The 25,797-nt window shown below is 64.4% G+C and carries 19 protein-coding genes; 10 read left to right on the forward strand and 9 right to left on the reverse strand.

Features of this window, described 5'->3' with window-relative positions:
• Positions 1-482 precede the first annotated feature (482 nt).
• The 5 genes from CGL56_RS11505 to CGL56_RS11525 all read left to right on the forward strand — a co-directional run bounded on the left by CGL56_RS11505 (position 483) and on the right by CGL56_RS11525 (position 3,556).
• Positions 483-899, forward strand: a complete 417-nt coding sequence (locus tag CGL56_RS11505) for a methionine-R-sulfoxide reductase (protein ID WP_099106706.1) — start codon at positions 483-485, stop codon at positions 897-899.
• Between the two features lie 12 nt (positions 900-911).
• Complete coding sequence (msrA, locus tag CGL56_RS11510) at positions 912-1,397, forward strand: peptide-methionine (S)-S-oxide reductase MsrA (protein WP_099106707.1); 486 nt, start codon at positions 912-914, stop codon at positions 1,395-1,397.
• Positions 1,398-1,484: 87 nt separating this feature from the next.
• Entirely contained in the window at positions 1,485-2,705 is a 1,221-nt protein-coding gene (locus CGL56_RS11515) for an IscS subfamily cysteine desulfurase (protein ID WP_099106708.1), read from the forward strand.
• 96 nt (positions 2,706-2,801) lie between these two features.
• Positions 2,802-3,218, forward strand: a complete 417-nt coding sequence (iscU, locus tag CGL56_RS11520; RefSeq protein ID WP_099106709.1) for a Fe-S cluster assembly scaffold IscU — start codon at positions 2,802-2,804, stop codon at positions 3,216-3,218.
• Between the two features lie 11 nt (positions 3,219-3,229).
• The gene (locus CGL56_RS11525; RefSeq protein ID WP_099106710.1) at positions 3,230-3,556 is read left to right on the forward strand and encodes a HesB/IscA family protein; all 327 of its coding nucleotides are present in this window, start codon (positions 3,230-3,232) and stop codon (positions 3,554-3,556) included.
• Between the two features lie 61 nt (positions 3,557-3,617).
• Here the strand turns inward: CGL56_RS11525 and CGL56_RS11530 are convergent, their stop codons facing one another.
• Positions 3,618-4,160: a DUF7935 family protein gene (locus CGL56_RS11530; RefSeq protein ID WP_143470700.1), complete on the reverse strand. Its 543-nt coding sequence runs from the start codon at positions 4,158-4,160 to the stop codon at positions 3,618-3,620.
• Positions 4,161-4,235: 75 nt separating this feature from the next.
• Between CGL56_RS11530 and CGL56_RS11535 the strand changes: the two genes are divergently transcribed.
• From CGL56_RS11535 to CGL56_RS11545, 3 genes are all read left to right on the forward strand, one after another.
• A complete protein-coding gene (locus tag CGL56_RS11535) occupies positions 4,236-4,595 on the forward strand; it encodes a HesB/IscA family protein (RefSeq protein WP_099106712.1) in 360 nt (119 codons plus the stop codon).
• A gap of 5 nt (positions 4,596-4,600) precedes the next feature.
• Positions 4,601-5,383 (forward strand): class I SAM-dependent methyltransferase, encoded by a 783-nt coding sequence (locus tag CGL56_RS11540; protein ID WP_099106713.1) that lies wholly within the window; start codon positions 4,601-4,603, stop codon positions 5,381-5,383.
• Between the two features lie 67 nt (positions 5,384-5,450).
• The gene (locus CGL56_RS11545; protein WP_099106714.1) at positions 5,451-5,957 is read left to right on the forward strand and encodes a hypothetical protein; all 507 of its coding nucleotides are present in this window, start codon (positions 5,451-5,453) and stop codon (positions 5,955-5,957) included.
• A gap of 1 nt (position 5,958) precedes the next feature.
• Here the strand turns inward: CGL56_RS11545 and CGL56_RS11550 are convergent, their stop codons facing one another.
• The 5 genes from CGL56_RS11550 to CGL56_RS11570 form a co-directional block, all read right to left on the reverse strand.
• Positions 5,959-7,896: an OmpA family protein gene (locus tag CGL56_RS11550; RefSeq protein ID WP_167641676.1), complete on the reverse strand. Its 1,938-nt coding sequence runs from the start codon at positions 7,894-7,896 to the stop codon at positions 5,959-5,961.
• A 154-nt stretch (positions 7,897-8,050) separates the two neighbouring features.
• Positions 8,051-9,154, reverse strand: a complete 1,104-nt coding sequence (locus CGL56_RS11555) for a ferredoxin--NADP reductase (RefSeq protein WP_099106716.1) — start codon at positions 9,152-9,154, stop codon at positions 8,051-8,053.
• Between the two features lie 84 nt (positions 9,155-9,238).
• The gene (sov, locus tag CGL56_RS11560; protein ID WP_099106717.1) at positions 9,239-16,627 is read right to left on the reverse strand and encodes a T9SS outer membrane translocon Sov/SprA; all 7,389 of its coding nucleotides are present in this window, start codon (positions 16,625-16,627) and stop codon (positions 9,239-9,241) included.
• Positions 16,628-16,728: 101 nt separating this feature from the next.
• Positions 16,729-17,322 (reverse strand): Holliday junction branch migration protein RuvA, encoded by a 594-nt coding sequence (gene ruvA / locus CGL56_RS11565; RefSeq protein ID WP_099106718.1) that lies wholly within the window; start codon positions 17,320-17,322, stop codon positions 16,729-16,731.
• 36 nt (positions 17,323-17,358) lie between these two features.
• Complete coding sequence (locus CGL56_RS11570) at positions 17,359-18,702, reverse strand: TolC family protein (protein WP_099106719.1); 1,344 nt, start codon at positions 18,700-18,702, stop codon at positions 17,359-17,361.
• Positions 18,703-18,747: 45 nt separating this feature from the next.
• Here CGL56_RS11570 and CGL56_RS11575 point away from each other — a divergent pair, with 45 nt between their 5' ends.
• Positions 18,748-20,847: a ComEC/Rec2 family competence protein gene (locus CGL56_RS11575; RefSeq protein ID WP_167641675.1), complete on the forward strand. Its 2,100-nt coding sequence runs from the start codon at positions 18,748-18,750 to the stop codon at positions 20,845-20,847.
• Positions 20,848-20,854: 7 nt separating this feature from the next.
• Here CGL56_RS11575 and frr read toward each other — a convergent pair whose 3' ends face one another.
• Genes frr through serS form a run of 3 tightly spaced genes read right to left on the reverse strand, consistent with a single transcriptional unit; the run spans position 20,855 to position 23,463 of the window.
• Entirely contained in the window at positions 20,855-21,418 is a 564-nt protein-coding gene (gene frr, locus CGL56_RS11580; protein ID WP_099106721.1) for a ribosome recycling factor, read from the reverse strand.
• A 47-nt stretch (positions 21,419-21,465) separates the two neighbouring features.
• On the reverse strand, positions 21,466-22,167 hold the full coding sequence (locus CGL56_RS11585; RefSeq protein WP_099106722.1) for a zinc metallopeptidase: 702 nt from the start codon (positions 22,165-22,167) through the stop codon (positions 21,466-21,468).
• A 15-nt stretch (positions 22,168-22,182) separates the two neighbouring features.
• Positions 22,183-23,463: a serine--tRNA ligase gene (gene serS / locus CGL56_RS11590; protein WP_099106723.1), complete on the reverse strand. Its 1,281-nt coding sequence runs from the start codon at positions 23,461-23,463 to the stop codon at positions 22,183-22,185.
• A 360-nt stretch (positions 23,464-23,823) separates the two neighbouring features.
• Here serS and rho point away from each other — a divergent pair, with 360 nt between their 5' ends.
• Positions 23,824-25,764 carry a transcription termination factor Rho gene (gene rho / locus CGL56_RS11595; protein ID WP_245184264.1) on the forward strand — a complete coding sequence of 647 codons (1,941 nt, stop codon included), beginning with the start codon at positions 23,824-23,826 and terminating at the stop codon, positions 25,762-25,764.
• The last annotated feature ends 33 nt before the right edge of the window (positions 25,765-25,797 follow it).

Consider the following 25,797-nt stretch of genomic DNA (forward strand, 5'->3'; position numbering starts at 1 on the left):
ACCCTGCGCAAGCGGCGGGCATTCGTCCGACGACGGCGCCAACAAGCAACCAGCTCACCAGAAAATTTTCCAACCAGCAAGGAGGAGTAACCGTCCACCGGGCGCCAACCAGCAACCAGCAACCAGACCTCAGACCAGTCGTCGGACGAACCCTGCGCAAGCGGCGGGCATTCGTCCGACGACGGCGCCAACAAGCAACCAGCTCACCAGAAAATCATCCCACCAGCAAGGAAGAGAAACCGTCCACCGGGCGCCAACCAGAAACCAGAAACCAGACCTCAGACCAGTCGTCGGACGAACCCTGCGCAAGCGGCGGGCATTCGTCCGACGACGGGCACCAACCAGCAACCAGCTCACCAGAAAATTTTCCAACCAGCAAGGAGGAGTAACCGTCCACCGGAAGCCAACCAGAAACCAGAAACCAGCTCACCAGCAACCCGCCAACCACCAAACCACCACCCACCCCACCACGTTTCTCCCCCATGAAAACGCAAGAAAACTGGAACGCCCTCACCCCTGAGGAGGAACGCGTGATTGCCCGTAAGGGAACCGAAATGCCTTTCACCGGGGAGTACAACAACTTCAAGCAGGACGGCTTATTCGTCTGCCGGCGCTGCGATGCCCCCCTGTACGACAGCCACGACAAGTTCAGCAGTGGCTGCGGGTGGCCGAGCTTCGACGATGAGATTCCGAATGCCATTCAGCACATCCGCGACGCGGACGGCCGGCGCATCGAAATCCTCTGCAACAACTGCGGCGGCCACCTTGGCCACGTCTTCCACGGCGAGCGGTTCACCGAGAAGAATACCCGCCACTGCGTGAACAGCCTGTCGATCAAATTTATCCCCCGCGAAAAGTACGAGGCCGAGCACGGCTCCCTCGATACCGATGAAGCCTGAAGGGCCACCCTCCTGCTCGGCAGCGGCTGCTTCTGGGGTCGGGAGTACCACCTGCGGCAACTGCCCGGAGTTATCGCCACCCAGGCCGGCTTTGCCGGCGGGCACCTGACGGACCCGACCTACCTGCAGGTCTGCGAAAAGGACACCGGCCACGCTGAGGTGGTCGCCGTGACCTACGACACCCGACTATTGCCTACCCGCGCACTCCTGACCGAGTTTTTCACCCTCCACAACTTCGAGTTCAACCGGGGCCGCGGGCGCGGACAGTACCGCTCGGCCGTCTTCTCCCTGGAGGAGGATGAGCAACTGGCCACCGCCCGGAAAATGCTGGAAACCCTGAGGGACTACGGCTTCCAGCCCACCACCGACGTCGAGCGCCTCCCGGCCTTCTACCGGGCTGAAGCCCGCCACCAGCAGTACTGCAGCGCGCGAGGGCTTACGCCAAAACGTCGCGATGACGACCGCATCCGGGCCCTGTTCGCCCCCCGAAAAAGCTGACGAAAAACCAACCTTTCCCCCGGCAACCAAACGAATGCCTAGGTGTTAGCATGGAGCGAATTTGATCAAGTTCTAAGATATATACCTATGGGCCAGCGCCTTATTTACCTCGACAACAACGCCACCACCCCAACCGACCCCCGGGTAGTGGACGCCATGATACCCTACTTCTACGAGAACCCCGGCAACGCCGCCAGCCGCAACCACCCCTTTGGCTGGGCCGCCGAGCAGGCCGTAGAAACCGCCCGCCAGCAGGTGGCCAACCTCATCAACGTGGATGAGCGCGAGATCATCTTCACCAGCGGCGCCACCGAGTCGGACAACCTGGCCATCAAGGGCGTCTTCGAGATGTACAAGCGCAAGGGCGACCACATCATCACCGTCAAGACCGAGCACAAGGCCGTCCTCGACGCCTGCGGCAAGATCGAGAAGATGGGCGGCAAGGTCACCTACCTCGACGTGAACCGCGAGGGCCTCATCGACCTCGGTGAACTCGAGGCGGCCATCACCGACAAGACCATCCTGGTCTCCGTCATGTGGGCCAACAACGAAACCGGCGTCATCCAGGACATGAAGGCCATCGGCGACATCTGCGCCAAGCACGGCGTACTGTTCATGTCCGACGCCACCCAGGCCGTCGGCAAGATTCCCGTCGACCCCAAGGAAGTAGGCATCCACCTGATGGCCTTCACCAGCCACAAGATGTACGGACCCAAGGGCGTCGGCGCCCTGTTCGTCAACCGCAAGAACCCCCGCGTCAAGGTCACCAGCCAGATGGACGGCGGCGGCCACGAGCGCGGCATGCGCTCCGGCACCCTCAACGTACCCGGCATCGTCGGATTCGGCAAGGCCGCCGAGATCGCCAAGGCCGAAATGCATGAGGACGCCGAGCGGCTGAGCAAGCTGCGCGACAAGCTCGAGCACGCCCTCACCAGCATGCTCGAAGAAAGCTACGTGAACGGCAGCCGCGAAAGCCGCATGCCCCACGTGACCAACATCAGCTTCAAGCACGTAGAGGGTGAAGGCCTCATGATGACCTTCAACCAGAACATCGCCGTTTCTTCCGGTTCGGCCTGTACCTCCGCCAGCCTCGAGCCCAGCTACGTCCTGGTGGCCCTCGGCCTCGGCGACGACCTGGCCCACTCCAGCCTCCGCTTCAGCCTCGGCCGCTTCACCACCGAGGAAGACATCGACGAGACCATCGCCAAGGTGGCCGAAGGCGTCAACCACATGCGCGACCTCAGCCCCATCTGGGAGATGTACAAGGAAGGCATCGACATCGACGCCATCGAGTGGACCGAGCACTAATCCAGCTTCCCCTCGGCAGTCAGATTGGCGGGCATCAACTATGCTGCCCGCCAATCTGTTATACTACGACCGGACAAAAACTCAAATAACAAGATAATGGCATACAGCGAAAAACTCCTCGACCACTTCAAGAACCCGCGCAACGTAGGTACGCTCGATAAGAACAGCACCAACGTGGGCACCGGACTCGTCGGCGCCCCCGAATGTGGCGACGTCATGCGGCTCCAGATTGAGGTCGACCCCGTCACCAAGAAGATCACCGAAGCCAAGTTCAAAACCTTCGGCTGCGGATCGGCCATCGCCAGCTCGAGCCTGGCCACCGAATGGCTGAAAGGCAAGACCGTCGACGAAGCCCTGGCCATCGACAACATGGCCATCGTCGAAGAACTGGCCCTGCCGCCGGTGAAAATCCACTGCTCGGTACTCGCCGAAGACGCCATCAAAGGCGCCATCAAGGACTACCAGACCAAGAACGGCGTACAGACCGTCGAGTCCATCGCCGCTTCCCACTAAATTTCGATTCTATGCTTTTCGTTGCCGATAGCGCGAAGGAAAGGCTGCGCGAAATTCGTGAGGCCAAAAGCCTTCCCGATGACTACTTCCTGCGGGTGTCCATCACCAGCGGGGGTTGCTCCGGTTTGTCGTACCAGCTCGACTTCGACAATGAGTTGAAGCCGAAGGACCAGGTGTTCGAGGACAACGGGGAGACCGTCGTCTGTGACCTCAAGTCCTTTCTCTACCTCTGCAACTCCACCCTGGAGTTCAGCGGCGGACTGAACGGCAAGGGTTTCGCCTTCAACAACCCCAACGCCACCCGCGAATGCGGCTGCGGAGAGAGTTTCGCTGTATAATCCGCTAACTGATCGAGTCGGAAACGGCGCACCGGGTACATCCGGGTGCGCCGTTTCCTTTTCAGCGGGTGAGCACCGAGGCCGCTTCCCGCCGGATGGCCCCCTGGGCCAGGGCCACCGGGTTCTCTTCCTGCTGGGCACTGATCATACGCAGCCGCTCCGCGATCCGGCGGCTGGAGTCGGCCTCCTCCGCCGCGCGGGCGATCTGGAGGCTGATGTTGTCGCGGGCGTGGGTGATGATGGACCAGAGGCTGTCGCTCACGTAGATCTGCTGGGTGATGTTGTACTCCATCTCCTGGCGGATGGCCAGCAGCAGCTCGGCGCGGTATTCCCGGGGCGGCGTGCCGTCGTCCGGGGGCAGGCGCAGCAGCAGGTTCGGCACGGAGATGCGCTCCAGCATCAGGGTGAAGCGCTCGCAGGCCTGCAGCCGCAGGGCCACCGGGTCGATGGGTTCGGCAACCACCGGGGCGGGGGCCGCGGGTGCCGAAGCCTTCCGTTCCAGGGCCGCAATCGCCTCGCGGAAGCGGGTCAGGGTCGTGCCGAGCAACCAGGCCAGGGCCACGACCAGCAGGACCGGCACCGTCCACAAAAGAATGTTAAGCATCACCACGGGTCAGCATTCGCGGGCAACTATGCGGGAAATACCGTTGTTAAGTGCCCAGTAAAGTAATTCATCGATATGAGCGCCGAAGTTAAGTCAACTACCAAAACCACCCCCATCTCCATCACCCCTTCCGCCATGGAACAGCTCAAACGGCTGCGCAATGAACTCGGGGTAAATGAAGAACACCACCTGCGCATCGGCGTGCGGGGCGGGGGCTGCTCCGGTTTTGAGTACCAGCTCGGCTTCGACCTCGCCGAGAGCGACGACCAGAAGTTCACCGTTGGCGACGAACTCGTGCTCATGAAGCCCGGCCACGCCCTCTACCTCCTGGGCATGGAGATCGACTGGGCCACCGGCCTTGAGAACCGGGGCTTCACCTTCAACAACCCGAACGCGAAGGATACCTGCGGCTGCGGTACCTCCTTCAGTGCCTGATATAGGTGTCCGCTTTCGGCTCCCTCCTTCCGCCGCCGCTCGACGAGCGCCGCGGCATCCCGCTTTACTACCGCAAGACTGAGGAAGAAGTCCGTCAGGACGTCTATGAGCGGTACGATGAACTCGTAGCCCGGCAGACCGCCCTTCACCTGGCCGACGCCGTACACGGTGGCTACCCCCTACAGCCCCTTGCCGATTACCTTACCCGCTGGTTGCCCTCAGGCCCCCGGCTGGCCGTGGCCGACGTCGGCTGCAGCGTAGGCCGCCTGGTGGGCGACGTGGCCCTGGCCCACCCCGACTGGGACTGCTACGGCCTCGATTTCAGCTACCAAATGCTGCGGCAGGGCCGCGACTACTGGACGGCGGGCAAGAGCGTATCGGCCAACCTGCTCCGCTTCGGCTACCCCCTGGAATCCTTTACCGGCCACGAACTGCCCAACCTCCACTTTGCCCTGGCCGACGCCGCCGCCCTCCCCTTCCCCGACGGCAGCCTCGACTTGCTCGTCAATACCTTCCTGATCGACCGCCTGCCCGATCCCCGCCGCGCCTTCGCCGAATGGTGGCGGACGGTGAAGCCCGGTGGCCGCGTGGTGATGGTCTCCCCCCTCAATTTCCTGAAAAAGGAGCAGTGGGAGCAGTACCACCCACCGATCAAGATCCTCGATCAACTCCTCCGCCAGGGCTGGCAATTGCTCGACCTGACCGACCCCCTTGACCTGGAGGAACCCATGGACCGCCGGGGCAACGTCGTCCGCTGGCGCACCCTGGCCCTGGTCCTGCAGCGGTAAGCCCCAGCCGCCCCCTCAACCAACTGCTCGCCGGCAGTGTATTCCCTTACCCCCAAGTTGAACCGTCATGTCTGATACTCCCCGCATCCGTTTCTCCCATTTTGTCGAACAGTTCCCCGAACTGAGCCTGCCCATCACCCTGGGCGAGGATACGGTGCGCCGCATCAGCAAGGAGACGCCCCCTCTGCCCACCCGCATGATCGACCAGTTCCTCATCCCCATCGAGCCTACCCAGGTCAATGAGGAGTTTACGGAGTTCGTCGCCTGTCTGCGGCTCCCGGAGGCGGACAACTACGTAGGCATCGTCTACTGGCGGGCCGACCTGGCGCAGTACCACTATACCCTGGTCACCCTCAACCCCAAGACCGAAGAGGTAATCGACCGCCTGATCCTGGCCGGCACGAGCTACGACGGGGCGGAACTCACCCAGACCACGGCCGCCATCACCGAGGCCCTGATGATCTACCAGGTGAGCGGACAGGGGCAGGGCGGACAGAAGTTCGACTACCAGGCCAGCGCCAGCACCGCACGGCGGTTCCAGATCGCCGATTCCGGACGCATCATCGAATTGTAGGTTACTCCACCACCTCTACCCGCTCGCCGCCTTCCGGCTGGTGGTTCCCGTAGCCGATCACCCGGAAGTTGGCCGGGGCGATACCCGCCTCACGCAGGTAATTGCGGATGGTGACGGCCCGCTCTTCGCTCAGCAACTGCGCGGCCCGCGGGTCGGTACCCGGTACGGTATGCACCCGGATCTCCACTACCCGCGTGGCGGTCCTCACCCTTCCGGCGAGGGCCTCCAGGGCGGCATAGCCGGCGGAATTCGGGTAGGCGGTATTCGGGATGAAGGTGATGCCTGATCGGGCGGCCTGGCTTCCGGAGGGTGCGACTACGGGTGCTGCGGGCGACTTCCCGGTCAGGGTCGGGCGGGCCGGGGCCTGCTGCCGCGGCTGAGGAGTGGCATTCATTTCTCTTAGCTGTGCCCGCAGGGCTTCCAGTTCCCGCTGCTGCCGCGCGTATTCGGCGTCCAGCTCGGTGGTGGCGGGCTGCGGTTGGGGGGCGGCACCGCGTACGTCGTATTCCCAGGGGCGGCGGCTGTCGGCCGGGGGCCGCTGGTCGGGGTAGAGCCCGGAGCGCACCGTGGAGCGCAGGGCATCCGTATTGATGTACTCGGTGGTATCCGGTTCTCCCGGGCGGTCGCTCCAGCCCAGGTCGAGGTATTCTCCCCGCTGCCGTTCCCGCAGCCGGTCTTCCTGCTGCCGCCGGAATTTGGCCTTCATCCGCTCCAGTTCCGCGAGTTCGCGGGCGTAGCGGGCGCGGAAGCTCGCCGAGGTGTCCGCGGGTGGCAGGGTATCCGCGGCCAGCCACTGCACGTCGTCGGTTTCTTCTTCCGCGCTGGCCGGTCCGGCATTGCCGCCGGTGTACCGCAGCCGCCGCAGCTGGTCCAGCCGCCGCAGTTCCCGCTGCCGTTCTTCCAGGGTCCGCTGCAGGTAGGCTTCCCGGTTTTCGGTGGTGATGTCCCGCAGGCTGGCCAGGCTACCGGCCGGCTTCACGTCGGTGAGGGCAGGGACGTTACTTTCCGGAAAGGCCACCTCTCCCTCGCGTACCACTACGGCGTAGCGGTGGAGCACGTCGGGGCGTACCGTCACTTCCACTCCCGAACTCAGAGGCACCTGCACGGTAGCCGTCCCCGCCGGGGGCGGAGTGCCCAGGGTACCGTAGCTGATCCGCCCGGGGGGGCAGAGCGCCTGCAGCGGCAGGCCGGGAGCGACTAGTCGTTCGTCCTGTCCGAGATCGTCGGTGGTGGCTACCACGATCTCGTCGGTGGCGGCCAACTGCAGGTAACGGCTGGGTATATCTACGGATTGCGGCGGGGTGCCCCGATCGACCTGGCGGTACCACTGCCCCGCCCCGCGGCGGAAGTAAAGGGTACGACCGTCGGCGGCCCACTGGGGTTTGGTTTCGTGGTCGGAGGTGTTCACCCAGGCCAGGGGCTTGGCGGTAGTCCAGCTGCCGGCGGTGGCCCGCCGCAGGTAAAGGTCCCGGGAGGCGTTGGCGGGGTTCGGGCGGGCGTACACGAGTTCCTGGGAGGTGGCGTTGAAGGCGATCTCCCGCAGTTCGGTGACGTCCTGGGGCAATGGCCAGCGGGCGATGCTGCGCCAGCTGCGGCCGGCGCGCTCCAGGAGCTCAATGGCGGGCTCCCCCTGCCCTTCCCGCAGCACGGCCAGTCGGTTCCCGTCCACGCTGCTGCCGAGTAGTCGGTCGTCGCCGAAGGAGTTGACGGGGGATCCGGGATTGAGGGCCCGCCCCCAGCTGCCGTTGGCGTTGCGCTGGCGGAACCAGATGTCGGCCCGGTCGTCGATACCCTGGTTGCGGGGGTGGTCCGGGCGGGTGAAGTAGAGGATTTGCCCCGAGTCGGTCAGTACCGGATCGCGTTCGCGGACGTCTTCCGGTCCGATACGGCCCTGAGCGGTCAGGCCCGTCGTGCACAGGATGAGGACGAGTACGATCAAATACGGAACCGAGCGGTAGCTAAGCATAGCCCTTGGCGAAGAACAATAAAGATACGGCCCCGGCCGGCAGCATGACGGCGGAAGGAGAAATTGTTGGCTGGATTTCCCGGATTTCACCACGAAAACCCGGCACCCGCGCGCCGGCGCCCGTGGTTTACACGTTGAAATCGATGTCTACCTCCGGGGTGGTGGGGTGCGACTGGCAGGTGAGGATGTAGCCTTCCTCCACCTCGGAATCGTCCAGGGCGTAGCAGACTTCCATCTTCACGCCGCCCTTGTCGACGCGGGCCATACAGGTGGAGCAGGCACCCGCCAGACAGCTGTAGGGTGGGGTTTTGCCGGCCTGGAGGAGACCGTCGAGGATGGTCTGACCGGGCTCCAGGTCGATGGTGAGCAGCTCCTTGTCGAGCTTCACGTTCACCGTGCCGCCCAAGCTCTTGGCGGTGGTCTTGCCGTTGTTGCTGTTGGCCGAAACGAAGCGCTCGACGTGGATCAGCTTCTCGTCGATACCGTGGCCGAGGAGGGCGGCTTCCACGTTGTCGATCATCTGTCCGGGGCCGCAAACGTAGTAGCGGCAGGTCAGCCCGTCGGTGGGGTGGCGTTGGAGGAAATCGACGATGGCGCGGCGGTCGATGCGGCCGGTAGCCCCTTCCCAGCGGGTGTGGCTGCGCTTGAAGAGGCCCTTGAGGCCCTTGGTGGGGTACTTCTTGGGTTGGGAAAGGGTGTGCTCGACGGTCAGCTGTCCGTTGTAGCGGCGCTGCAGCTCGTCGAGTTGCTCCTTAAAGATGATGTTGTCCTCATCGCGGTTGCCGTAGAAGAGGATGACCTCGGATTTGGGCTCCTTCTCCAGTACCGACCGCAGGATGGACATCAGGGGGGTGATGCCGCTGCCGGCCCCGAAGAGGTAGTAGCGGCGGCGGGCCGAGGGATCCACGTCCGCCAGGAAACGGCCCATGGGAGGCATCACGTCCACGGTATCGCCGGGCTTGAGGGAATTGGCGATGTGGTTGCTCACGATGCCGTTGCGCACCTGCTTGACGGTCACGGCCAGCTCGTCTTCGTGGGGGGCCGAACACATGCTGTAGGCGCGACGCTCTTCCTTGCCGTCGATGACGAAGCGCAGGGTGAGGTACTGGCCGGCGCGGTAGTTGAAGGCCGTCCGGTCGTGCTCGGGGAGTTCAAAGTAGACACTTACCGCCTGGTCGGTTTCCGGCTGGAGGCGGTTAACGCGGAGGGGGTAGAATTGGGGAGTGGTCATGTATCAGTTGTAATCGCTGTGGTTCAGTAGGGCGGTGGCCGATCCGGAAGGGATGCCGTATAACGGTACTACTGAAAGGGCCTTCTAGTTCAATTGGAAGCGTACGACAACGCCGCCGCTGGCCGCCGTCTGGGGGAAACCCAGGGGGTTGAAGGGGGTGGTTTTACGGTAGTCGAAGAAGGCGCGCAGGCTCAGTCGCTGGTTCAGCTGGTACTCCACGGAGGGGGCCAGGGTGAAGATGCGGGCGCCTTCGATAATTTCGCGGGTGGGCGGCAGCAGTCGGCTGGCGTAGGATTTTTCATCCCGCAGGCTGAAGTTGAACTGGATGTCCATGTCGCTGACGTTGAGGCGCCCGCCGCTGCGGCTGTTCCCGCCGCCGGGCCGGCCGCCGTTGGTTGTGGGGGCGGGTTCGCGGGTGCGCTGGCGCCCCTGGAGGAAGCCGATCTGCACGTCCTGCAGCACGATCCCGAAGCCGCCGATCACCTGCTTGCCCACGCTTTCGGAGAGCAGCTTGCTCACGACGTTGATGCTGCGGGTCTCGTTGCTGGTGTAGGCGAAGTTGACCGACAGTCCGTTCACCAGCTCGGCGTCGATGCTGAGCAGGGGGGCAAAGGACTTCGCCTCCGAGAGGTTGGGGATCTCGATGCGGGGGAAGAAATTCAGGCTGACGGTGTCGTAGCCGGAAAGCTGGGGGTTCACCTGACGCTCCACCGCGTCGAGGTAGTCGAGGCTGGTGCCGTAGCTGGAGATGGTGAAGGTCGACTGGAAGCCGTGGGTGATGTTGACCCGGCGGAAGATGTTGCTCAGGTCGCCCATACGGTCCAGGCCGCTCCAGGTCAGTCGCCAGTTCGGGGCCCCGGTGATATCGAAGGGATCCAGACTCACCGAGTTCGCGTCTTCGCCGCGGTAGGCCGCCAGGAAGGCCGGCAGCAGTACTTCCTGCTGGTTGGGGCCGTAGCCGAAGGCGTAGCCCTGGGCGGCCAGGTCGGGATCGGCGTGGGGGGTGCTGCCCCCGCGGCGGCGGCTGATGATGCGGCGGTTGGCCTCGAAGGCCGCGAAGAGGTTGTTCAGGTTGGTGGTGTCCTGGTTAAAGAGGCTCAGGGCACCGCCGTTGCTGAAGGTGAGGGATCCGTCGCGCACGGGAACGCTGTGGGTGAACGGCTCATTAGGGCCTTTTTCCAGCACCTTGAAGGTTTCGGTGTAGTTCTCGGTGAAGCTGCGGTCCATGGTCAGTTCCAGGCGGAAATCGGCGAAGGGCTCCACGATGGCGTTGGCGTCCCACTGCTTGGTGTAGTTCTGGATGACGTCCTGGCTCAGGAAGGGGTTGGTGCTGATGTAGCCGTTCGTTCCCAGCTCATTGAGAAAGTCGGCGTCGGTCGCGTACTGTTCCTCGCTGAGTGTCCGGATTTCGGGCTGGAGGCCGGCCACGAATCCCCATCCGGGGGCGGTGAAGCCGTCGCTAAGTCCGAAGAAATTGGGCTCCGGCAGGAAGCCGGGGATCACCGTGGTGAAGTCCTCACTGTAGGTGAAGCGGGCCCGCCGCAGGGCCAGCAGGGGCCGGATGAAGGCACTGCCGTTGCCGCTGCCGGCGCTTTCGTTGGCGGCGGGGCGACCGGTCTGCCGCACCGGCCGGCGCTGGCGCCCTACCTGGTTGGCGGCCCGCAGCAGCGGAATCTGGTCGTAGAAGCGCTCGAAGTTCAGGTCGGCGGTCACCTGCCGCTGCTGGCTGTTCTGGATGATGTTGCCCAGTCCTTTCTCCTGGATGAGCAGGGGTGCCGCCGCCCAGGTGTAGTTGCCGAGGTATTGGGCCCGCACGTCGACGAAGTCGAGGAAGGGCAGGTAGCGCAGCGGCAGCTGGTAGCTGGCGTTGATGGTGTGGTTGTACTGCTTGGGGCGGCCGCCGTCAAGCAGGCTGCGCCAGATGCTGTCGCGGCGGATCTGCTGGGCCTCCTCCTTGGGCAGGATGACGATGTCGTTCTCGTCGGGCTCGTCGATGGTGGCGTTCATGTTGGCGTTGAAGCCGAGGCGCAGGCTGCGCGTCAGGTTCCACTGCACGTCGTAGCTCCGGTTCCAGAGGAAGCGTTTGTTGAAGAAGGTATTGAACTTCTCGTCCACCCCGGCGAAGCGGTAGCTCGTCGTGGCGAAGCTGCGGTTGAGCACGTTGGTGATGCTGATCGTATTCGGCAGCGGGTTCAGGTTGAACTCGCTGAGCAGCCGCAGGTACTTGCTCTCGATCCCCTTGAAGGGCTCGAAGCTCTTGGGCTGGGGGCGGCTGTAGGTGTAGTCCAGGGCACCGGTGTGGTCGTTTACGACCTCCGACTGGATGTAGGGGTCGCTGTGCTCGTTCTTGGTATAGCCGTAGCTGACCGAGAAGTTGGCCGGATCCAGGGGACTCGGCTTCTCCCGGCGGGTGGCCGGCGCGATGCTGATGTTGTTCAGGTTCACGGCGGTGATCTTGTCGATCTCCTGGGCCTGCTCCCGGATGCTGTCGCGCACGACCGGGCTTTCGGCGGCCTTCAGCTTGTCCTTCAGGGGGATGTCGTAGTCGTAGGGGTCGTACTCGGGGGTGCTCACCTGTTTGCTGTGCTGGAGGTAGACCGGCAGGTTGACGCCCCAGCGGGTGGGCAGAAAGCGGTTGAAGCTCAGGGTGGTGGCCAGGTCGTAGCCGGCCGTCTGGAAGCGGTTCCGCTCCACGACGCTGTTGTCCAGGGCACCGAAGCCCACGCTGCTGTAGTTCACCGCCGCGGTGAGGTTGCCCAGGTCGGCCAGCTGCACGTCGGCACGGGCGATGGCGGCCACGCCCCCCCGCTCGTCGAGGCCCTCCAGGCGGAGTTCGTTCACCCATACCTCGGCGCTGATGCCGTCGTTGTCGAGGTCCTTCTCGTTGCGGATGCCGATCATGAAGACCTTCACGAAGCCGAGGTTCGGGTTACCCTTAATGCGCAGGGTATGGTTGATGCCGTCGCCGGGGGAGTAGCGCTGCTCGTAGGTGGCGTCGGTGGCCACGTTGCTGTTGTTCCGCTCCAGCTTGAGTTCCCGCAGGAGCTCCAGGGGGAGGTTGACCTCGTTCTGGGGCAGCCAGACGGAGTCGGCGTAGGCCGTTCCGTTGGGGTTCAGCCCGTCCAGGCCCAGGGTGTCCGACATGGCCAGGGGCACCTCGTATTCGTAGTAGTTCTGTTCGAAGTCGGAGCCCAGCCGCAGGAAGAGGCGCAGCTCCCCGTCCTCGGGCCGGTCGATGCGGCTTTCGCCGGTGGCTTCGGCGTGGACGAACATTTTCAGTTTTTCGTACAGCCGCAGGTCAGTCTCGGTGTACTTGAAGACGGCGCGGCTGTCGCTAGGCTGCAGGTTCTGCACCTTCAGGGCCAGGGACTGCTCGTTCTGGAGGGTAGTGACCAGCCCCAGGCTCTGCTCGCGGCGGATGCCGTTGGGCAGCACGTAGTTGAAGGGCTGGCGGCGGCTGTTCTCCTCGATGTTGACGGCGTCGATGAAGAACTCGGTGTCCTCCTCACCGCCGATGATCGGCCCGGTCTGGAAGGGACGGTTGTAGCGGCGCCAGCTGTTGCGCACCAGCTCAAATTCGGCGAAGCGCAGGGTAACCGGCGCCTCAAACCCTTTCATGAACATCCGCATGAAGCGGATGGAGCGGAAGTCCTGGATGCCCCCCACCGAAGTCTTCTGGTCGGTATTCAGGGGGATGCGGAAGCGGTACCAGATGCGGCCGGTGCCGCCGACGTCCTCGATGCGGTCGGTGACGAAGGGGGTGGCCTCCACGTCCAGTTCCCGGGGGTTGACCCGCGACTGCACGAAGGGGATCTCGTACTGGAAGTAGCTTTCGGATTCGTTGAGGGTGTTGTCCTGGTTCAGGTCCTCGTCGTCGGGCAGGTTGGTGGCCGACTGCCGCAGGTTGTTGTTGGTGTTGTTGTTGGCGGCCGAGTTGCCCTGGGTATTGTTGAAGTTCTTGTAGCGGGTCAGCAGGCTTACGTCCTGGCCGAAGCGGGCCTCATCGTTGAAGTAGTAGAAGTTGTCGTTGGACACGTCCTCGGCCAGCCGCTGCTGCACCTGGGGGTTACCGGCGAAGGCGGCCAGGTAATCGGCGAAGTGCTCCCGCTCACCGTCGTCGTCGAAGCCGTCGAGGCCGACGTCCTGGGCCGCGCGGCTTTCCGGGTCGTTGTCGAAGCCCTGGGTGATCTGCTGGGCTACGGGCACCCGCGACCAGACCGTCCGGTCCACCGGCCGCCGGGGGTTGAGGGGGGTGGGCAGGCCGTTCTCGAAGAACTTGCGGCTGTCCTTGAGGATGTCCTCGCTTACGTTACCGAGGTTGATGTAGAGGGTTCCCTGCTTCTTGTCGGCGTCCGCGGCGGCCTGGCGGCCGTTTTGGGGGTCGAGGAAGGGCGAGAGCATCCAGAATTCGATGAACTCGATGTTGGACGACTGGAAGTCGGGCGTCGTCATTTCCCGCATGATACCGCCCCAGCGGCTGGCCGGGTCGAGCAGTTTCACGGGGGCCAGGGGGTCGCCCTGGTCGGGCAAGGCACCGGCGGTGAGTCCGGGGTAGCCGTTGGGGGTATCAAAGTTGTAGGGCCCGCGTTCGTTCGGGAAGAACGACATATCGAAGGTGAAGAACTGGAACAGCCCCCGGCGTCCGGCGCCGGCGTCGAAGAAGGGGAATACCTCCTGCTGGGGCACCACGCTGGTGTATACGTTGTTGTTGTCCAATCCGTTGCGGGCACTCTGGTCAATGCGGTACCAGCTCAGGTTGGCGCGGTTGGCGCCGGTCACCAGCCCCGTCAGCTGGGCCTCCGGGAAGAGGGGGTTGTTGTTGCCGGCGTCGTTCTGGGGCACGGAGGCGAGGTACCACCGCTGCACCGGGGTCATGAGGTCGATGGGACTGGCCGTGCCCTCGAAGTCGTCGAGGTAAACAATGCCGCCCTTCTCGTCGCGACTCAGGTTGATGGCCTTGCTGTGGCCGGGGTCGAGGATGGCCGTTTCCGCCGTCAGGCTGACGTTGGAGGGGGTGTTGGTGCTGTAGAACGGCAGCTTGTCGAGGGTGCGCGTCAGCCAGCCGGAGGGCTTGTTGTAGGTGGCGTCAAAGCCGTAGATGCGGTTGTTGATGGGGTCTTCCCCGAGGTTGACCTTCTGGGTGAAGGGCCGCTCGAAGAGCTGCATGAAGGTGCCCCCGATGGCGAGGTTGTCGTTCACCTCGTAGTCGGCCCGCAGGCCGAGCATGGTCTTGGTCTGCAGGCTGAAGATCGTATTGTCCTCGAAGCTGACGTTGATGGGCACGCCCGAGCTCAGGATGGCGTCGTTCAGGATGCGCACCCGGCCGGTGCTGTAGTCCACGGTGTAGTCGCGGCCCTCCACCAGCAGGGCACCGCCGGCGGTCACCCGCACCGAGCCGGCCGGGATGTTGAAGGCGCCGAGGCTGATCTCGCTCTGGACGGTAGACTTGTACGAGCCGCGGATGGCGAAGCGGTTCTTCTCGGGGAATTCCCGCGCCTGGAAGAGGGTGGAGTCGTACAGCTCCTGGTAGGTAAAGCGGGGGGCCACCTCGGGCGAAAGCCGTTCGGCCAGGTCGCTGCCGAAGGGCTCGAGCACCGGGAAGTAGATGCGCCCCGTGGAGGGGTTGATGGTGATGCCGGGCACGAAGTCGAAGACGCCGTCGGGCTGGGGGTCGCCCTGGGTGTTCAGCCGGTCGAGGTTAAAGGCCCGGATCAGGGGTACGCCGGGGATGGGGTTGAAGGTGCCGCCGGGCAGGTCAACGGGGACGGGCAGGAAGCGCTGGAAGCCCTGTCCGGGGTTTTCGTACTGGACGTCGAGGCGGAAGTCTTCCTGGTTCACCTGGTAGGCGCCCAGGGAGTAGACGTTCTTCATCATCAGGTCCCAGGCCGGCTCGCTCACCCGCTGGGTGGAGCTCTTGAGGAGTTTGGTGATGAGCACCTGGTTGGAGAAGTTGCTCGTGTCGGAGCTGCTGTTGTCGGTGTTCACCGACAGCTCGCCCACCTTGAAGATCTCGCCGTTGTACTTGTAGCGGTAGGAGACGGCCACCACCTGGTCGGGCTGGACGTTGATGTTCAGCGAGATGAAGCCGAGCTCGGGGTTGACGGTGTACTCCCGGGGGTCGAGTTTGCGGGCCGACACCTTCTCGAAGTCGCGGATCTGCTCCAGCCCGAACTGGGCCGACTGCAGCACTGATACCGTGCGGTCGATGTCGCGCAGGTTTTCCTCCTGGGCCACCAGGCGGCCGTAGAGGTCGTTGGCGCCGTTCTCGGGCAGCGGCCGCCCGTCGCAGATTTCCTGGTAGCGGGGGGTGGGGAACTGGCCCACGGCCCGGGGGTTGGTCAGGCGGGTGGGCTCGCCGAGGTCGGCGAAGGCCACGATGTCGCGGACGTCCAGCACCTCGTTGCGGTCGTTGGTGATCCACACCTCGATGTTTTCGAGGTGGAAGAGGGTCTGGATCTGGGGCAGGTTGCTCAGGGCGTCCTCGTACACCTCACGGTTGTAGTGGCTGAGGAAGAAGTGGCGGTTTTCGTCGTATTCGTCGGCGTAGACCTCGAATTCCTGCAGTTGGCTGCCGCCCTCGATGGTAAGTTTTTCGCGCTGCGACCGCTGCTGGCTGGCGATGGCCGTCAGCCGCAGGTGGCCGAACTGCAGCTCGGTCTTGAGGCCGAACAGCGACTGGGCGCCCTCGATCAGGGTACCCCGCAGGGGCAGGCTCACGTCACCGGCCTCGATCTTGCGGATGATGTCGTCCTCGCCGAAGGCCTCGCTGTTGTAGTCGAGCTTGATCTGGTTGTCGAAGTTGAAGTTGGCCCCGGTGTTGTAGTTGGTGTTCAGCTTGAGCTTGTCGCCGATCTGGCCGGTCACGTTCATCTGGATGTCCATATCGAAATCGAATATGGTATTGCGCCGGAAGCGCTCCACGATGAAGGGGTTGTCCTGGTACTGGTAGTTGAGGCCGAAGCTGAGGTCCACGCTGCCCTGGGGCTGGATACTGATCTCGGTGCCCCCAAAGAGGTTGTTGATCAGGTCGGGGTCCAGCTCGATGTCGGCCAGGGGGTCGCCCACGCTGACGAAGTCCTCGGGGTTGCCCACCCCGGCCAGGTTGTTGAAGTAGCGGCGCTGGTCTTCCCGCTGGCGGTATTCGAAGTATTCCTCGAAGGTTAGGTAGGTGGGCGGGCGGAAGTCGATCTCGCCCAGCCGCTCGCGTACGATGTAGCGGCCGGTGGCCGGGTCGTACTCCACGGTCTTCTCCACGCCGGCGGGGTCGCGCAGGTCGACGGGGTTGCGGTTCGGGTCGGTGATGAAGTCGCGGCGGCGGTCGCGCAGGGGGGGCAGGGTGTCCGTCAGGACCGGTGAAAGGAAGGAAAGGGCAGCTTCGCGGCTGGCCACGGCGTCAGCCTCCGTGCGGTAGGGCACGATGGTGAAACTGAGGGAGACCAGGGCAACACAAAGAGAGAGTAGTGTCTTGTTCATACGATGCAATCCTTCCTGACCCCCGGGTATGAAGCAAGGGCGGCGGGCTTAAAGCGTTTCCCCGCTGGTAGTTACGGGAGGTAGTTAGACAGTCGACGGTGCTAGGAAGAGAGTTCCCGCAGCGCGAGCTTGATCAGGTCTTCCGGAGTAGCCGTTTGGGGGTGGGCCGCCAGTACCCGGTTCAGCGCGCGCTGCACCGCGGGCCGGCCGAAGCCCAGGTTAACCAAGGCAGATAACGCCTCGCTCCGGAGCGTATTGCTTTGCGGCGACAGCATTGTCGGGGATTCTCCAGATTCCTTGATCATCTTGTCCTTGAGGTCCAGGATGATCCGCTGGGCCGTCTTCGGCCCGATGCCCTTCACCTTGCGGATGCTGCTCACGTCCTCGCCGATCACCGCGGCGCGGAGTTCCTCGGCGTTCATGCTCGACAGTACCACCAGGGCCGTGGCCGGGCCCACCCCGCTCACCGAGATCAGCAGGCGGAAGAGGTTGCGCTCCTGCTCCTCGTAAAAGCCGAAGAGCGTCTGCTGGTCCTCCTTGACGTGGAAGTGCGTCAGCAGGGTGACCGTCTCCGCCCCCTCGATCCGGGTGTAGGTGTAGAGGCTGATGTTGATGTGATAACCGATGCCCCCGGCTTCCACCACCACGAAGGAGGGGTTCTTGTGGGCCACGGTGCCTTTAACGTATGCGATCATGCCCGCAAGGTAGCGTTTCGGCCCGTGCTTGCCGTGCTAGCGGAGGATCTGGCCGGTGACCCGCAGCAGCTCGGTTTCGGTATTCTTCAGGTTCAGCAGGGCGTTCAGCAGCTGGAATTCCGCGTTGGCGTAGTTGAGCTGGATCTGGCGGTAGTCGAAGCTGTTGATGGTGCCCCCCCGGAAGCGCTCCTCGGCGATCTCGAGGTTGCGCTCGGCGTTGGCGATGAGGTCCTCGGTGATGCCGACGATGCGGGCCTGGTTCTCGTACAGGGCCAAGGTATTCAGCAGGGCGGTGCGCAGCTGCTGCTGGGCCGACTGGTAGTCGAGCTGGGCGGTGATCTCCTGCAGGCGGGCCGACTGCTCCCGCACCCGGCGGTTGCCGCCGTCGTAGAGCAGGTAGCTGGCCGTGAAGCCCACGTTGCCGGTCAGGGTGCGGGCCGCCACGCCGGGCAGCTCCTGCTCCCGCCCCGGCTGGTCGCCGCCGAATTCGAAGGTCTGGGTGCCCGTCTGCACCGCCACGTCGTAGCCGAAGCCGGCGCCGAAGCCCACCGTGGGCTTGTACTCGCTTTCCACCAGCTGGGTCTGCAGGGCGGCCAGGTCGCGGTTGATGAGGAGGTTCTGCAGGCTGCGGTTGGCCGTCAGCAGCTGGTTTTCCAGGGCGGCGGCGTCGTAGTCGGCGGGGTCGTAGACCAGGTCGTCGGTCAGCTCCACCTCCCGCGTCAGGTCGTCGCTGCCCATCACCTGCAGCAGGTTGCGCACGGCGTTGCGGTAGCTCACCCGCTGGACGGTCAGGGCGGAGGAGTCGGAGAGGTAGGCGTCACGCGCCTGCAGTTCGTCAAAGGTGCCCCCCTGCCCGAATTCCTGGCGCACCTGCTGGTAGTTGATGCGGTCGCGGCTCAGCGTCAGCACCCGTTCGCGCACCTCGATCTGCTCGCGCTGCACCACGGCGTTGTAGTAGGCGTTGATGATGTCCTGCACCGTATTCTCGATCTGCAGCTGCAGCTGGCCGGCGCTCAGGTCGGCCAGGGTCTCCAGCCGCTCCTTGTTGATGGCGATGCGGCCGCCGTTGAAGATCACCCAGTTTACGTTGGCCGAGGGGCCCACCGTATAGCTGGTGGTGTTGCTCTGTACCACGATGCTGGCCGGGTTGCTCTGGTTGCGGTAGCCGACGCCGGGGTTGATGCCCAGGGAGATCGTGGGGTACTTCTGCGTCAGGGCGTAGTCGTTGTTGTTGCGGGCCACCTCCAGTTCGTTGGCGGCGATGCGGATCTGGTAGTTGTTCTCCAGCCCCCGTTGGATGGCATCGCTGAGGGTCAACGTCTCCTGGGCGCGGACGCAGGTGCCAAGGAGGACCGCGAGGAGCAGTAAGGTGTGTTTCATGCCGGGATGGGGTTACAAAAAGCCAAAAATACTATCTTTCAAGTGGTGACCCCCCGTTTCGCATCTGACCGGCCCGTCATCCCCTGGGCCGCGGCTCCCCTGCTGCTCCCCGCCGCGGCTGTCGGTGGCGGCATCGGGGTGGCGGCGGGCCTGGATTATGGGTTCGCCACCGCCTTCGGAGCCCTCAGCGTCGGGGCCTGGCTGTTCGCCCTGGCGTTGCACCTGCGGCCCCGCCCCACCCCCCGGCGGGGCACCCTGTCCTCTCTCTTTCTCCTGCTGGCGCTGTTCGGTTTTGGCGGCTGGTATGCCGCGGAACGACACCCCCTTAACCAGCCTGATCACTTCAGCCACCAGCTCGCCGCCGCCGACCTGGTAACCGGTGAAGTCACCAGCGTGCGCCCCGGCGCCCGCCGCACGGCCGTGGAAGTGGAGGTCAGTGCCCTGGTGGACGAACAGGGTGCCCGACCGGCCAGCGGCAAACTCCTGGCCTACGTGACCGGCGGCGATAGCCTGGAGGTCGGTGACCAGCTCCTCCTCTCCGTCTCCCCCGAGCGCATCCCGCCGCCCCTGAACCCCGAGGTATTCGATTATGGGGCCTATCTGGCCGGCCGTTCGATCTACCACCGCGCCTACGCCGATGCCGGGGAGTGGCTCACCGTGGGGGATGCGCCCCGCCGCTCGCTGGCCACGCTGGCCGACCGCTCCCGCAACGCGTGGTTCTCCACCCTCACGCCCTACCTGCAAAACGACGACCTGGCCGTGGCCGCTGCCCTCATCATGGGCAAACGCGACCTGCTGGGCGCCGAAGTGCGCTCGGCCTACGCGGACACCGGGGCCATCCACGTGCTGGCGGTGTCCGGACTGCACGTCGGCATCCTGGCCCTGATCGTGGTGCAGCTACTGGGGTGGCTTCCCCGCCGGCCGCTGTGGACGGGCCTGCGTACGGTAGTGACCCTGGCGGCGGTCTGGTACTTCGCCCTGGTGACCGGCCTGAGTGCCTCGGTACAGCGGGCGGCCCTGATGGTGAGCATCGTGGTGGTGGGCAAGACCCTGAACCGCAACAACAGCATCTTCAACTTGCTGGCCATCGCCGCGCTGGTCATGCTGCTCATCCAGCCCAAGCAGCTCTTCCAGGTGGGCTTCCAGCTTTCGTTTGCCGCCGTGACGGGGATCGCCCTCTTTGCCCGCCCCTTATCCCGCCTGCTGTACCTGCCGGGGGTCCTTTCCCGGGGCTGGGACGCCATCAGCGTTTCCACGGCCGCCCAGCTGGGCACCCTGCCGTTCGCCCTGTATTACTTCGGGCAATTTCCGGTGTACTTCCTGCTCAGTGGCACCCTGGTGATCGTCTTCGCCTACGCCGTGCTGGGCCTAGGGCTGCTCCACGGCCTGCTGGCGATGGTGGGGGTGGGCGGCGCGGGACTGTGGCTCACCGGCAGCCTATTACAGCTGGTGGTGGGGCTGCAGAACGCCTTCATCTTCTTCTGCCAGCAGCTGCCGGGGGCGACCCTGCGGCTTACCGACTTCAGCCTGGTTTCGGCGGTCGGGCTGCTGCTGCTCATCGCCTGCGGGGCTTACCTGGCCTTCCGCCCCAGCCACCGGGCGCGTTGGGTGGCCCTGGGCCTGGGCGGGACACTGGGGTTGTGCTGGTTGCTCGGGCCGGTGGTGTGGCCTGCCCCACCCCAGTTTACCGTCTACCACTTGCCGCGGACTACCCTCATCGACGTATTCGACGGGCGTTCGGGGCTGGCGATTGGTGATACGGTGGAGGAGGGGCAGCTCGATTACCAGGTGGCTCCGTTGCGGCGCAAGCTGGGGGTGGAATTCACCGCTCCCCTACCCTTCGCCGCGGACACTTCCCGGCGGGGGGCGGCCATCGCCTATCCCCTGCTCCGGCTCCTGGACTGGCGAGTGCTCGTGCTGGACGGGGAGTGGCCGGCCTACCCCGACACGGCGCAGTGGCCGGCGGCGGACCTGCTGCTGGTGCGCAACGGCTACCGCCCCCACCCGCTGCCGCGGGCGCTGGCGACCGCGCCAATCGTCGTGGATGGTTCCAATGCGCCCTACCGGGCCCGTGACTGGCGGCGGGACTACCCTGCCGCCCACCTGACGGCGGAAGAAGGGGCCTACCGCTACCGGAGGCGGTGAGCCTCGTCTAGAGGGTCATTACTTCACGCTCCTTATTCTCGACGATCTCCTCGATCTTTTTGATGAAGCTGTCGGTCCAGCCCTGCACCTTCTCTTCCATGCGCTTGCCGGCGTCCTCGGGGTAGCCGTTCTTGACTTCCTTGCGGATGCTGTCCATGGCGTCGCGGCGGGCGTTCCGGATGGAGATCTTGGCTTCTTCCCCTTCCGACTTCACCACCTTGGCCAGCTGGCGGCGGCGCTCCTCGGTCAGGGGCGGAATGTTGATGCGGATCAGCTGACCGTCGTTCTGGGGCGTCACGCCGAGGTTGGCCTCGAAGATGGCCTTCTCGATGTTGGGCAGGTTCGACTTGTCGAAGGGCTGGATGGTGAGGGTGCGGGAGTCGGCGGCGCTGATGTTGGCCGTCTGGTTGATGGGGGTGGGTGCCCCGTAGTAGGAGACCATGATGCCGTGGAGCATGGCGGGGCTGGCTTTGCCGGTGCGGACTTTTACGAGTTCGCGCTCCAGGTGGTCAACACCTTCTTCCATGAGCATCTTCGTTTCTTCCAGCTGGTCGCTTAACAGGTCTTCCATTGTTGAGGTATAGTTTTTGCAAAAGTAAGGAATCGGGCTTACCGAAATCAGTCGCGGCGCCCCATGTACCGCAGAATGAGCCAGAAGAGGATGGCCAGGGCCGAAAGCGCCGCCACCACGTAGGTCATGGCGGCCCACCACAGGGCGTCCTTGGCCCCTTCCTGGAGGCGGCCGGTAGCCGTACCGCTGCTTTCCAGCCACGCCAGGGCGCGGTTGCTGGCGTCAAACTCAACCGGCAAGGTAAGTACGCTGAACAGGGCCGTCACCCCGAACACCCCGATGGTAACCAGCAGGAGGGTTTCCCCGAACCCGCCGGCGATACCGGCCACGGCCAGCATCAGCAGTATGCTCTGCAGGCGGGAGGCGATCTGTACCGCGGGCACCATCTTGCTGCGAAACTGCAGCCAGGCGTAGCCCCGGGCGTGCTGGACGGCGTGGCCGCATTCGTGGCTCGCCACCGCGGCGGCGGCCACGCTGCGCCCCTCGTAGACCTCGGGGCTGAGGCTCACGGTCTTCGTAGCCGGGTTGTAGTGGTCGGTGAGCATGCCCTGGCCGGCCACGATCTTGACGTCGTGGATGTCGTAGTGGTCCAGCATCCGGCGGGCCACCTGGGCGCCGCTCAGGCCACTGGGCATGGGTACCTGGCTGTAATGGTTGAACTTGCTTTTCAGCCGGTTGCTGACCAGTCCGCCGATGGCGGCGAAGACCAGGGTGATGATGATGTAGATGCCGTATCCGCCGGTGAGCATGGTCGTTTAGCTTGGTTAACCGACCGGGGTGAGCCGGTCCTTGCCGAAGTAGCCGTGCAGCACTTCGGGTAATAGAATCCCGTCGGCGGATTGGTTGTTCTCCAGCAGGGCCGCAATGATGCGCGGCAGGGCCAGGGCGCTGCCGTTGAGGGTGTGCAGCAGCTCGGTGCCGCGCTCGGTGCGGTAGCGCAGCTTGAGGCGGTTGCTCTGGTAGGTTTCGAAGTTGGAGACCGAGCTCACTTCGAGCCAGCGTTCCTGGGCCGCGCTCCACACCTCGAAGTCGTAGGTCATGGCCGAGGTGAAGCCCATATCACCGCCGCAGAGGCGCAGGATGCGGAAGGGCAGTTGGAGTTCCTTCAGCAGGCCGGCTACGTGCTCCACCATCTCGTCCAGCTTGGTATAGCTCTCTTCGGGGCGGGCCAGCTGCACGATCTCCACCTTGTCGAACTGGTGGACGCGGTTGAGGCCCCGCACGTGGGCGCCGTAGCTGCCGGCTTCCCGGCGGAAGCAGGGGGTGTAGCCCGTCAGGCGGATGGGCAGTTGGTCGGCGTCGAGCAATTCCCCACGGTAAAGGTTGGTGAGGGGTACCTCGGCGGTGGGGATCAGGTAGAGGTCGTCGGCGGAGACGTAGTACATCTGCCCCTCCTTGTCGGGCAGCTGCCCCGTGGCGCGGGCGGTGTCTTCGTTCACCAGCAGGGGCGGGGCGTATTCGGTGTAGCCGGCGCTGCTGTTCCGGTCGAGGAAGTAGTTGACAAGCGCGCGCTGCAGGCGGGCACCCTGACCGGTGAAGACGGGGAAGCCACTGCCCGTCGTCCGCACGCCCAGCTCCAGGTCGAAGATGCCGTAGGTGGTGGCCAGCTCCCAGTGGGGGTGGGCCCCTTCGCCGAGGGTGGGCAGCTCCCCTTCGTGGGCGCGGTACACCTCGTTGTCCTCCGCGCTGCGGCCGGCCGGCACCCGCTCGTGGGGTACGTTCGGCAGCTGCAGCAGCTCCTCCTCCAGTTGGCTGACGGCCTGCTCGAGCTCCTCCTCCAGGGGGCCGGTCTGCTCCTTGATCTCGTTCACCCGCTGCCGCTTCTCGTTGGCCTCGTCCTTGCGACCGCTCTTGAACAGCTCGCCGATCGATTTCGACAGGCTGTTGCGCTCGGCCAGGAGGTTGTCCAGCCGCGACTGCAGTTCCTTGCGGCGGTCGTCCAGGGCAACCACGCGGTCGACGCTCTCCGCGGCGTCGAGGTTGCGTTTGTTCAGTCCCGCAAGGACGCGCTGGCGCTCGTCGCGCAGGGTGGATACGAGTAGCATAGAAGGTATCTTTTGTGAGGGTCAAAGGTAATTAACGTGGCCCGACATCCATCGGCCCGCGTTCCGGGGTGGAAGGAGTAAACCTTTATGTACCGCCGGTTGTATTAAGTTGCGAATCTATTACCGCCTTTCGTACGCAATTCGAAATTTGGTCGTAGGTTTGCGCGGCAAGCGATTCCGCGCGCTGACCTTGGTAGTGGCATTTCTGCCCTCCCCCGCCGGTCAACCTTCACATTTTCCGACACTCTGGCCCTCTGTTCACGCTTCCGTTCGGGAAGCCGGCCCGCAACAATCGGTTTCCACCAATTTCCCCTTTACGTACCATACCTATAGATGTTTAGCATAGCGCAATTACAGGGCATGCTGGTCCCCGAACTCCGGGACTACGCCGAGAAACTAGGCCTTAAATCCTACAAGAGACTCAACAAGCAGGACCTCATCCTGAGCCTGCTCGAGCAGCAGGCCGTCAAGGGGACCGGGGCCGCCAGCGAGCCGCCCGCCGCCTCCGACACCGACCGTGTACCCAACCGCCGCGCCGCCGCCGCAGCCGCCGCCGCCCGCGACAACAGCAACGACGACGACAGCGACTCCGACCAGGAAGAAAAATCCGGCCGCAGCCGCGGACGCCGCAGCAACCGCTCCTCCGACGGCAACGACGAGCCCAAGCGCCCCGCCCGGGGCCGCGGCGGACGCTCCTCCGGCAACAACAACGGCACCGATAAGGAAGACAAGGACGACAGCAAGGACGACGAAAAGTCCGGCGGCCGTACCCGCCAGCGCGGACGCCGCAGCGTACGCGAGGAATCCAAGCAAAAGGACGACTCCAACCGGGGACGTGGTGGCAACAAACCCGATAACCGCGACGACGCCAAGGACAAGGGCGACGATAACCGCGGCGGACGCGGGCGCGGCCGGGGCAACGACAGCGACGACGAAGGGGGCAACAGCGATCAGCAGCAACGCTACGACCGCTACGAACGCCGTGGCCGTACCGAAGAGCGCGACGACAACCGCGGTGGCGGACGGAATGAACGCAACGAACGCGGCAACCGCGGCGGTAACCGCAACGACAGCAACGAACGCAGCGGCGGCAACGAAAACCGCGGCAACCGCAGCGACTCCGGCCAGGAGAACCGGGGCCGCGGAGGCGACAACCGCCGCAACCAGCCCGAATTCAAACTCGACGGCATCATCAGCGCCACCGGCATCCTGGAAATGATGCCCGACGGCTACGGCTTCATGCGCTCGCCCGACTACAACTACATGACCAGCCCGGATGACGTCTACGTCAGCCAGCAGCAGATCAAGTCCTACGGACTCCGCACCGGCGACACCCTGCGCGGACCGGTCAAGCCCCCCAAGGAAGGCGAGAAGTACTTCGCCCTGCTCGACGTGGAGAAGATCAACGGCTTCGACCCGAAGGACGTGCGCGACCGCGTACCCTTCGACTACCTCACGGCCCAGTTCCCCACCGAGAAGTTCACCCTCTCCGGCTCCGTCGGCGGTCGCGACTACGGCATGCGCCTGGTCGACCTCTTCGCGCCCATCGGCAAGGGACAGCGTGGCCTCATCGTCGCCCAGCCCAAATCCGGTAAGACCTTCCTGCTCAAAGACGTGGCCAACGCCATCGCCAAGAACCACCCCGAAACCTACCTCATCGTGCTGCTCGTCGACGAGCGCCCGGAGGAAGTAACGGACATGAAGCGCAGCGTGAAGGCCGAGGTTATCAGCTCCACCTTCGACGAGCCCGCCGAAAACCACGTCCGCGTGGCCAACGTCGTCCTCGAGAAGTCGAAGCGCCTGGTAGAAAGCGGCCACGACGTCTGCATCCTGCTCGACTCCATCACCCGCCTGGCCCGCGCCTACAACACCGTACAGCCCAGCAGCGGCAAGGTGCTCTCGGGTGGTGTGGAAGCCAACGCCCTGCAGAAGCCCAAGAAGTTCTTCGGCGCCGCCCGTAACATCGACGGCGGCGGATCGCTGACCATCCTGGCTACCGCCCTCATCGACACCGGCTCCAAAATGGACCAGGTCATCTTCGAGGAGTTCAAGGGTACCGGCAACATGGAACTGCAGCTCGACCGCCAGCTGGCCAACAAGCGCATGTACCCCAGCATCGACTTCACCCGCTCCAGCACCCGCCGCGACGACCTCCTGCTCGATCGCGACGTACTCCAGCGGATGTTCATCCTACGCAACCACCTGGCCGACATGAAGCCCGAGGAAGCCTTCCAGTTCCTCATGCGCCACATGAAGAATACTACCAGCAACGAGGAATTCCTGGCTACCATGAACTCCTAGCCGGCGCTAATTTCACGGCCCACCGAACGGGGG

The sequence above is a fragment of the Neolewinella marina genome (genome assembly GCF_002631205.1).
Lineage (GTDB): Bacteria > Bacteroidota > Bacteroidia > Chitinophagales > Saprospiraceae > Neolewinella > Neolewinella marina.

Excerpts from the sequence above, each read along its gene's own strand:
- CGL56_RS11505 (WP_099106706.1), top strand. The coding sequence starts at position 483 with ATGAAAACGCAAGAAAACTGGAACGCCCTCACCCCTGAGGAGGAACGC.
- CGL56_RS11515 (WP_099106708.1), top strand. The coding sequence starts at position 1,485 with ATGGGCCAGCGCCTTATTTACCTCGACAACAACGCCACCACCCCAACC.
- iscU (WP_099106709.1), top strand. The coding sequence starts at position 2,802 with ATGGCATACAGCGAAAAACTCCTCGACCACTTCAAGAACCCGCGCAAC.
- CGL56_RS11525 (WP_099106710.1), top strand. The coding sequence starts at position 3,230 with ATGCTTTTCGTTGCCGATAGCGCGAAGGAAAGGCTGCGCGAAATTCGT.
- CGL56_RS11530 (WP_143470700.1), bottom strand. The coding sequence starts at position 4,160 with ATGCTTAACATTCTTTTGTGGACGGTGCCGGTCCTGCTGGTCGTGGCC.
- CGL56_RS11535 (WP_099106712.1), top strand. The coding sequence starts at position 4,236 with ATGAGCGCCGAAGTTAAGTCAACTACCAAAACCACCCCCATCTCCATC.
- CGL56_RS11545 (WP_099106714.1), top strand. The coding sequence starts at position 5,451 with ATGTCTGATACTCCCCGCATCCGTTTCTCCCATTTTGTCGAACAGTTC.
- CGL56_RS11555 (WP_099106716.1), bottom strand. The coding sequence starts at position 9,154 with ATGACCACTCCCCAATTCTACCCCCTCCGCGTTAACCGCCTCCAGCCG.
- sov (WP_099106717.1), bottom strand. The coding sequence starts at position 16,627 with ATGAACAAGACACTACTCTCTCTTTGTGTTGCCCTGGTCTCCCTCAGT.
- ruvA (WP_099106718.1), bottom strand. The coding sequence starts at position 17,322 with ATGATCGCATACGTTAAAGGCACCGTGGCCCACAAGAACCCCTCCTTC.
- CGL56_RS11570 (WP_099106719.1), bottom strand. The coding sequence starts at position 18,702 with ATGAAACACACCTTACTGCTCCTCGCGGTCCTCCTTGGCACCTGCGTC.
- frr (WP_099106721.1), bottom strand. The coding sequence starts at position 21,418 with ATGGAAGACCTGTTAAGCGACCAGCTGGAAGAAACGAAGATGCTCATG.
- CGL56_RS11585 (WP_099106722.1), bottom strand. The coding sequence starts at position 22,167 with ATGCTCACCGGCGGATACGGCATCTACATCATCATCACCCTGGTCTTC.
- serS (WP_099106723.1), bottom strand. The coding sequence starts at position 23,463 with ATGCTACTCGTATCCACCCTGCGCGACGAGCGCCAGCGCGTCCTTGCG.
- rho (WP_245184264.1), top strand. The coding sequence starts at position 23,824 with ATGCTGGTCCCCGAACTCCGGGACTACGCCGAGAAACTAGGCCTTAAA.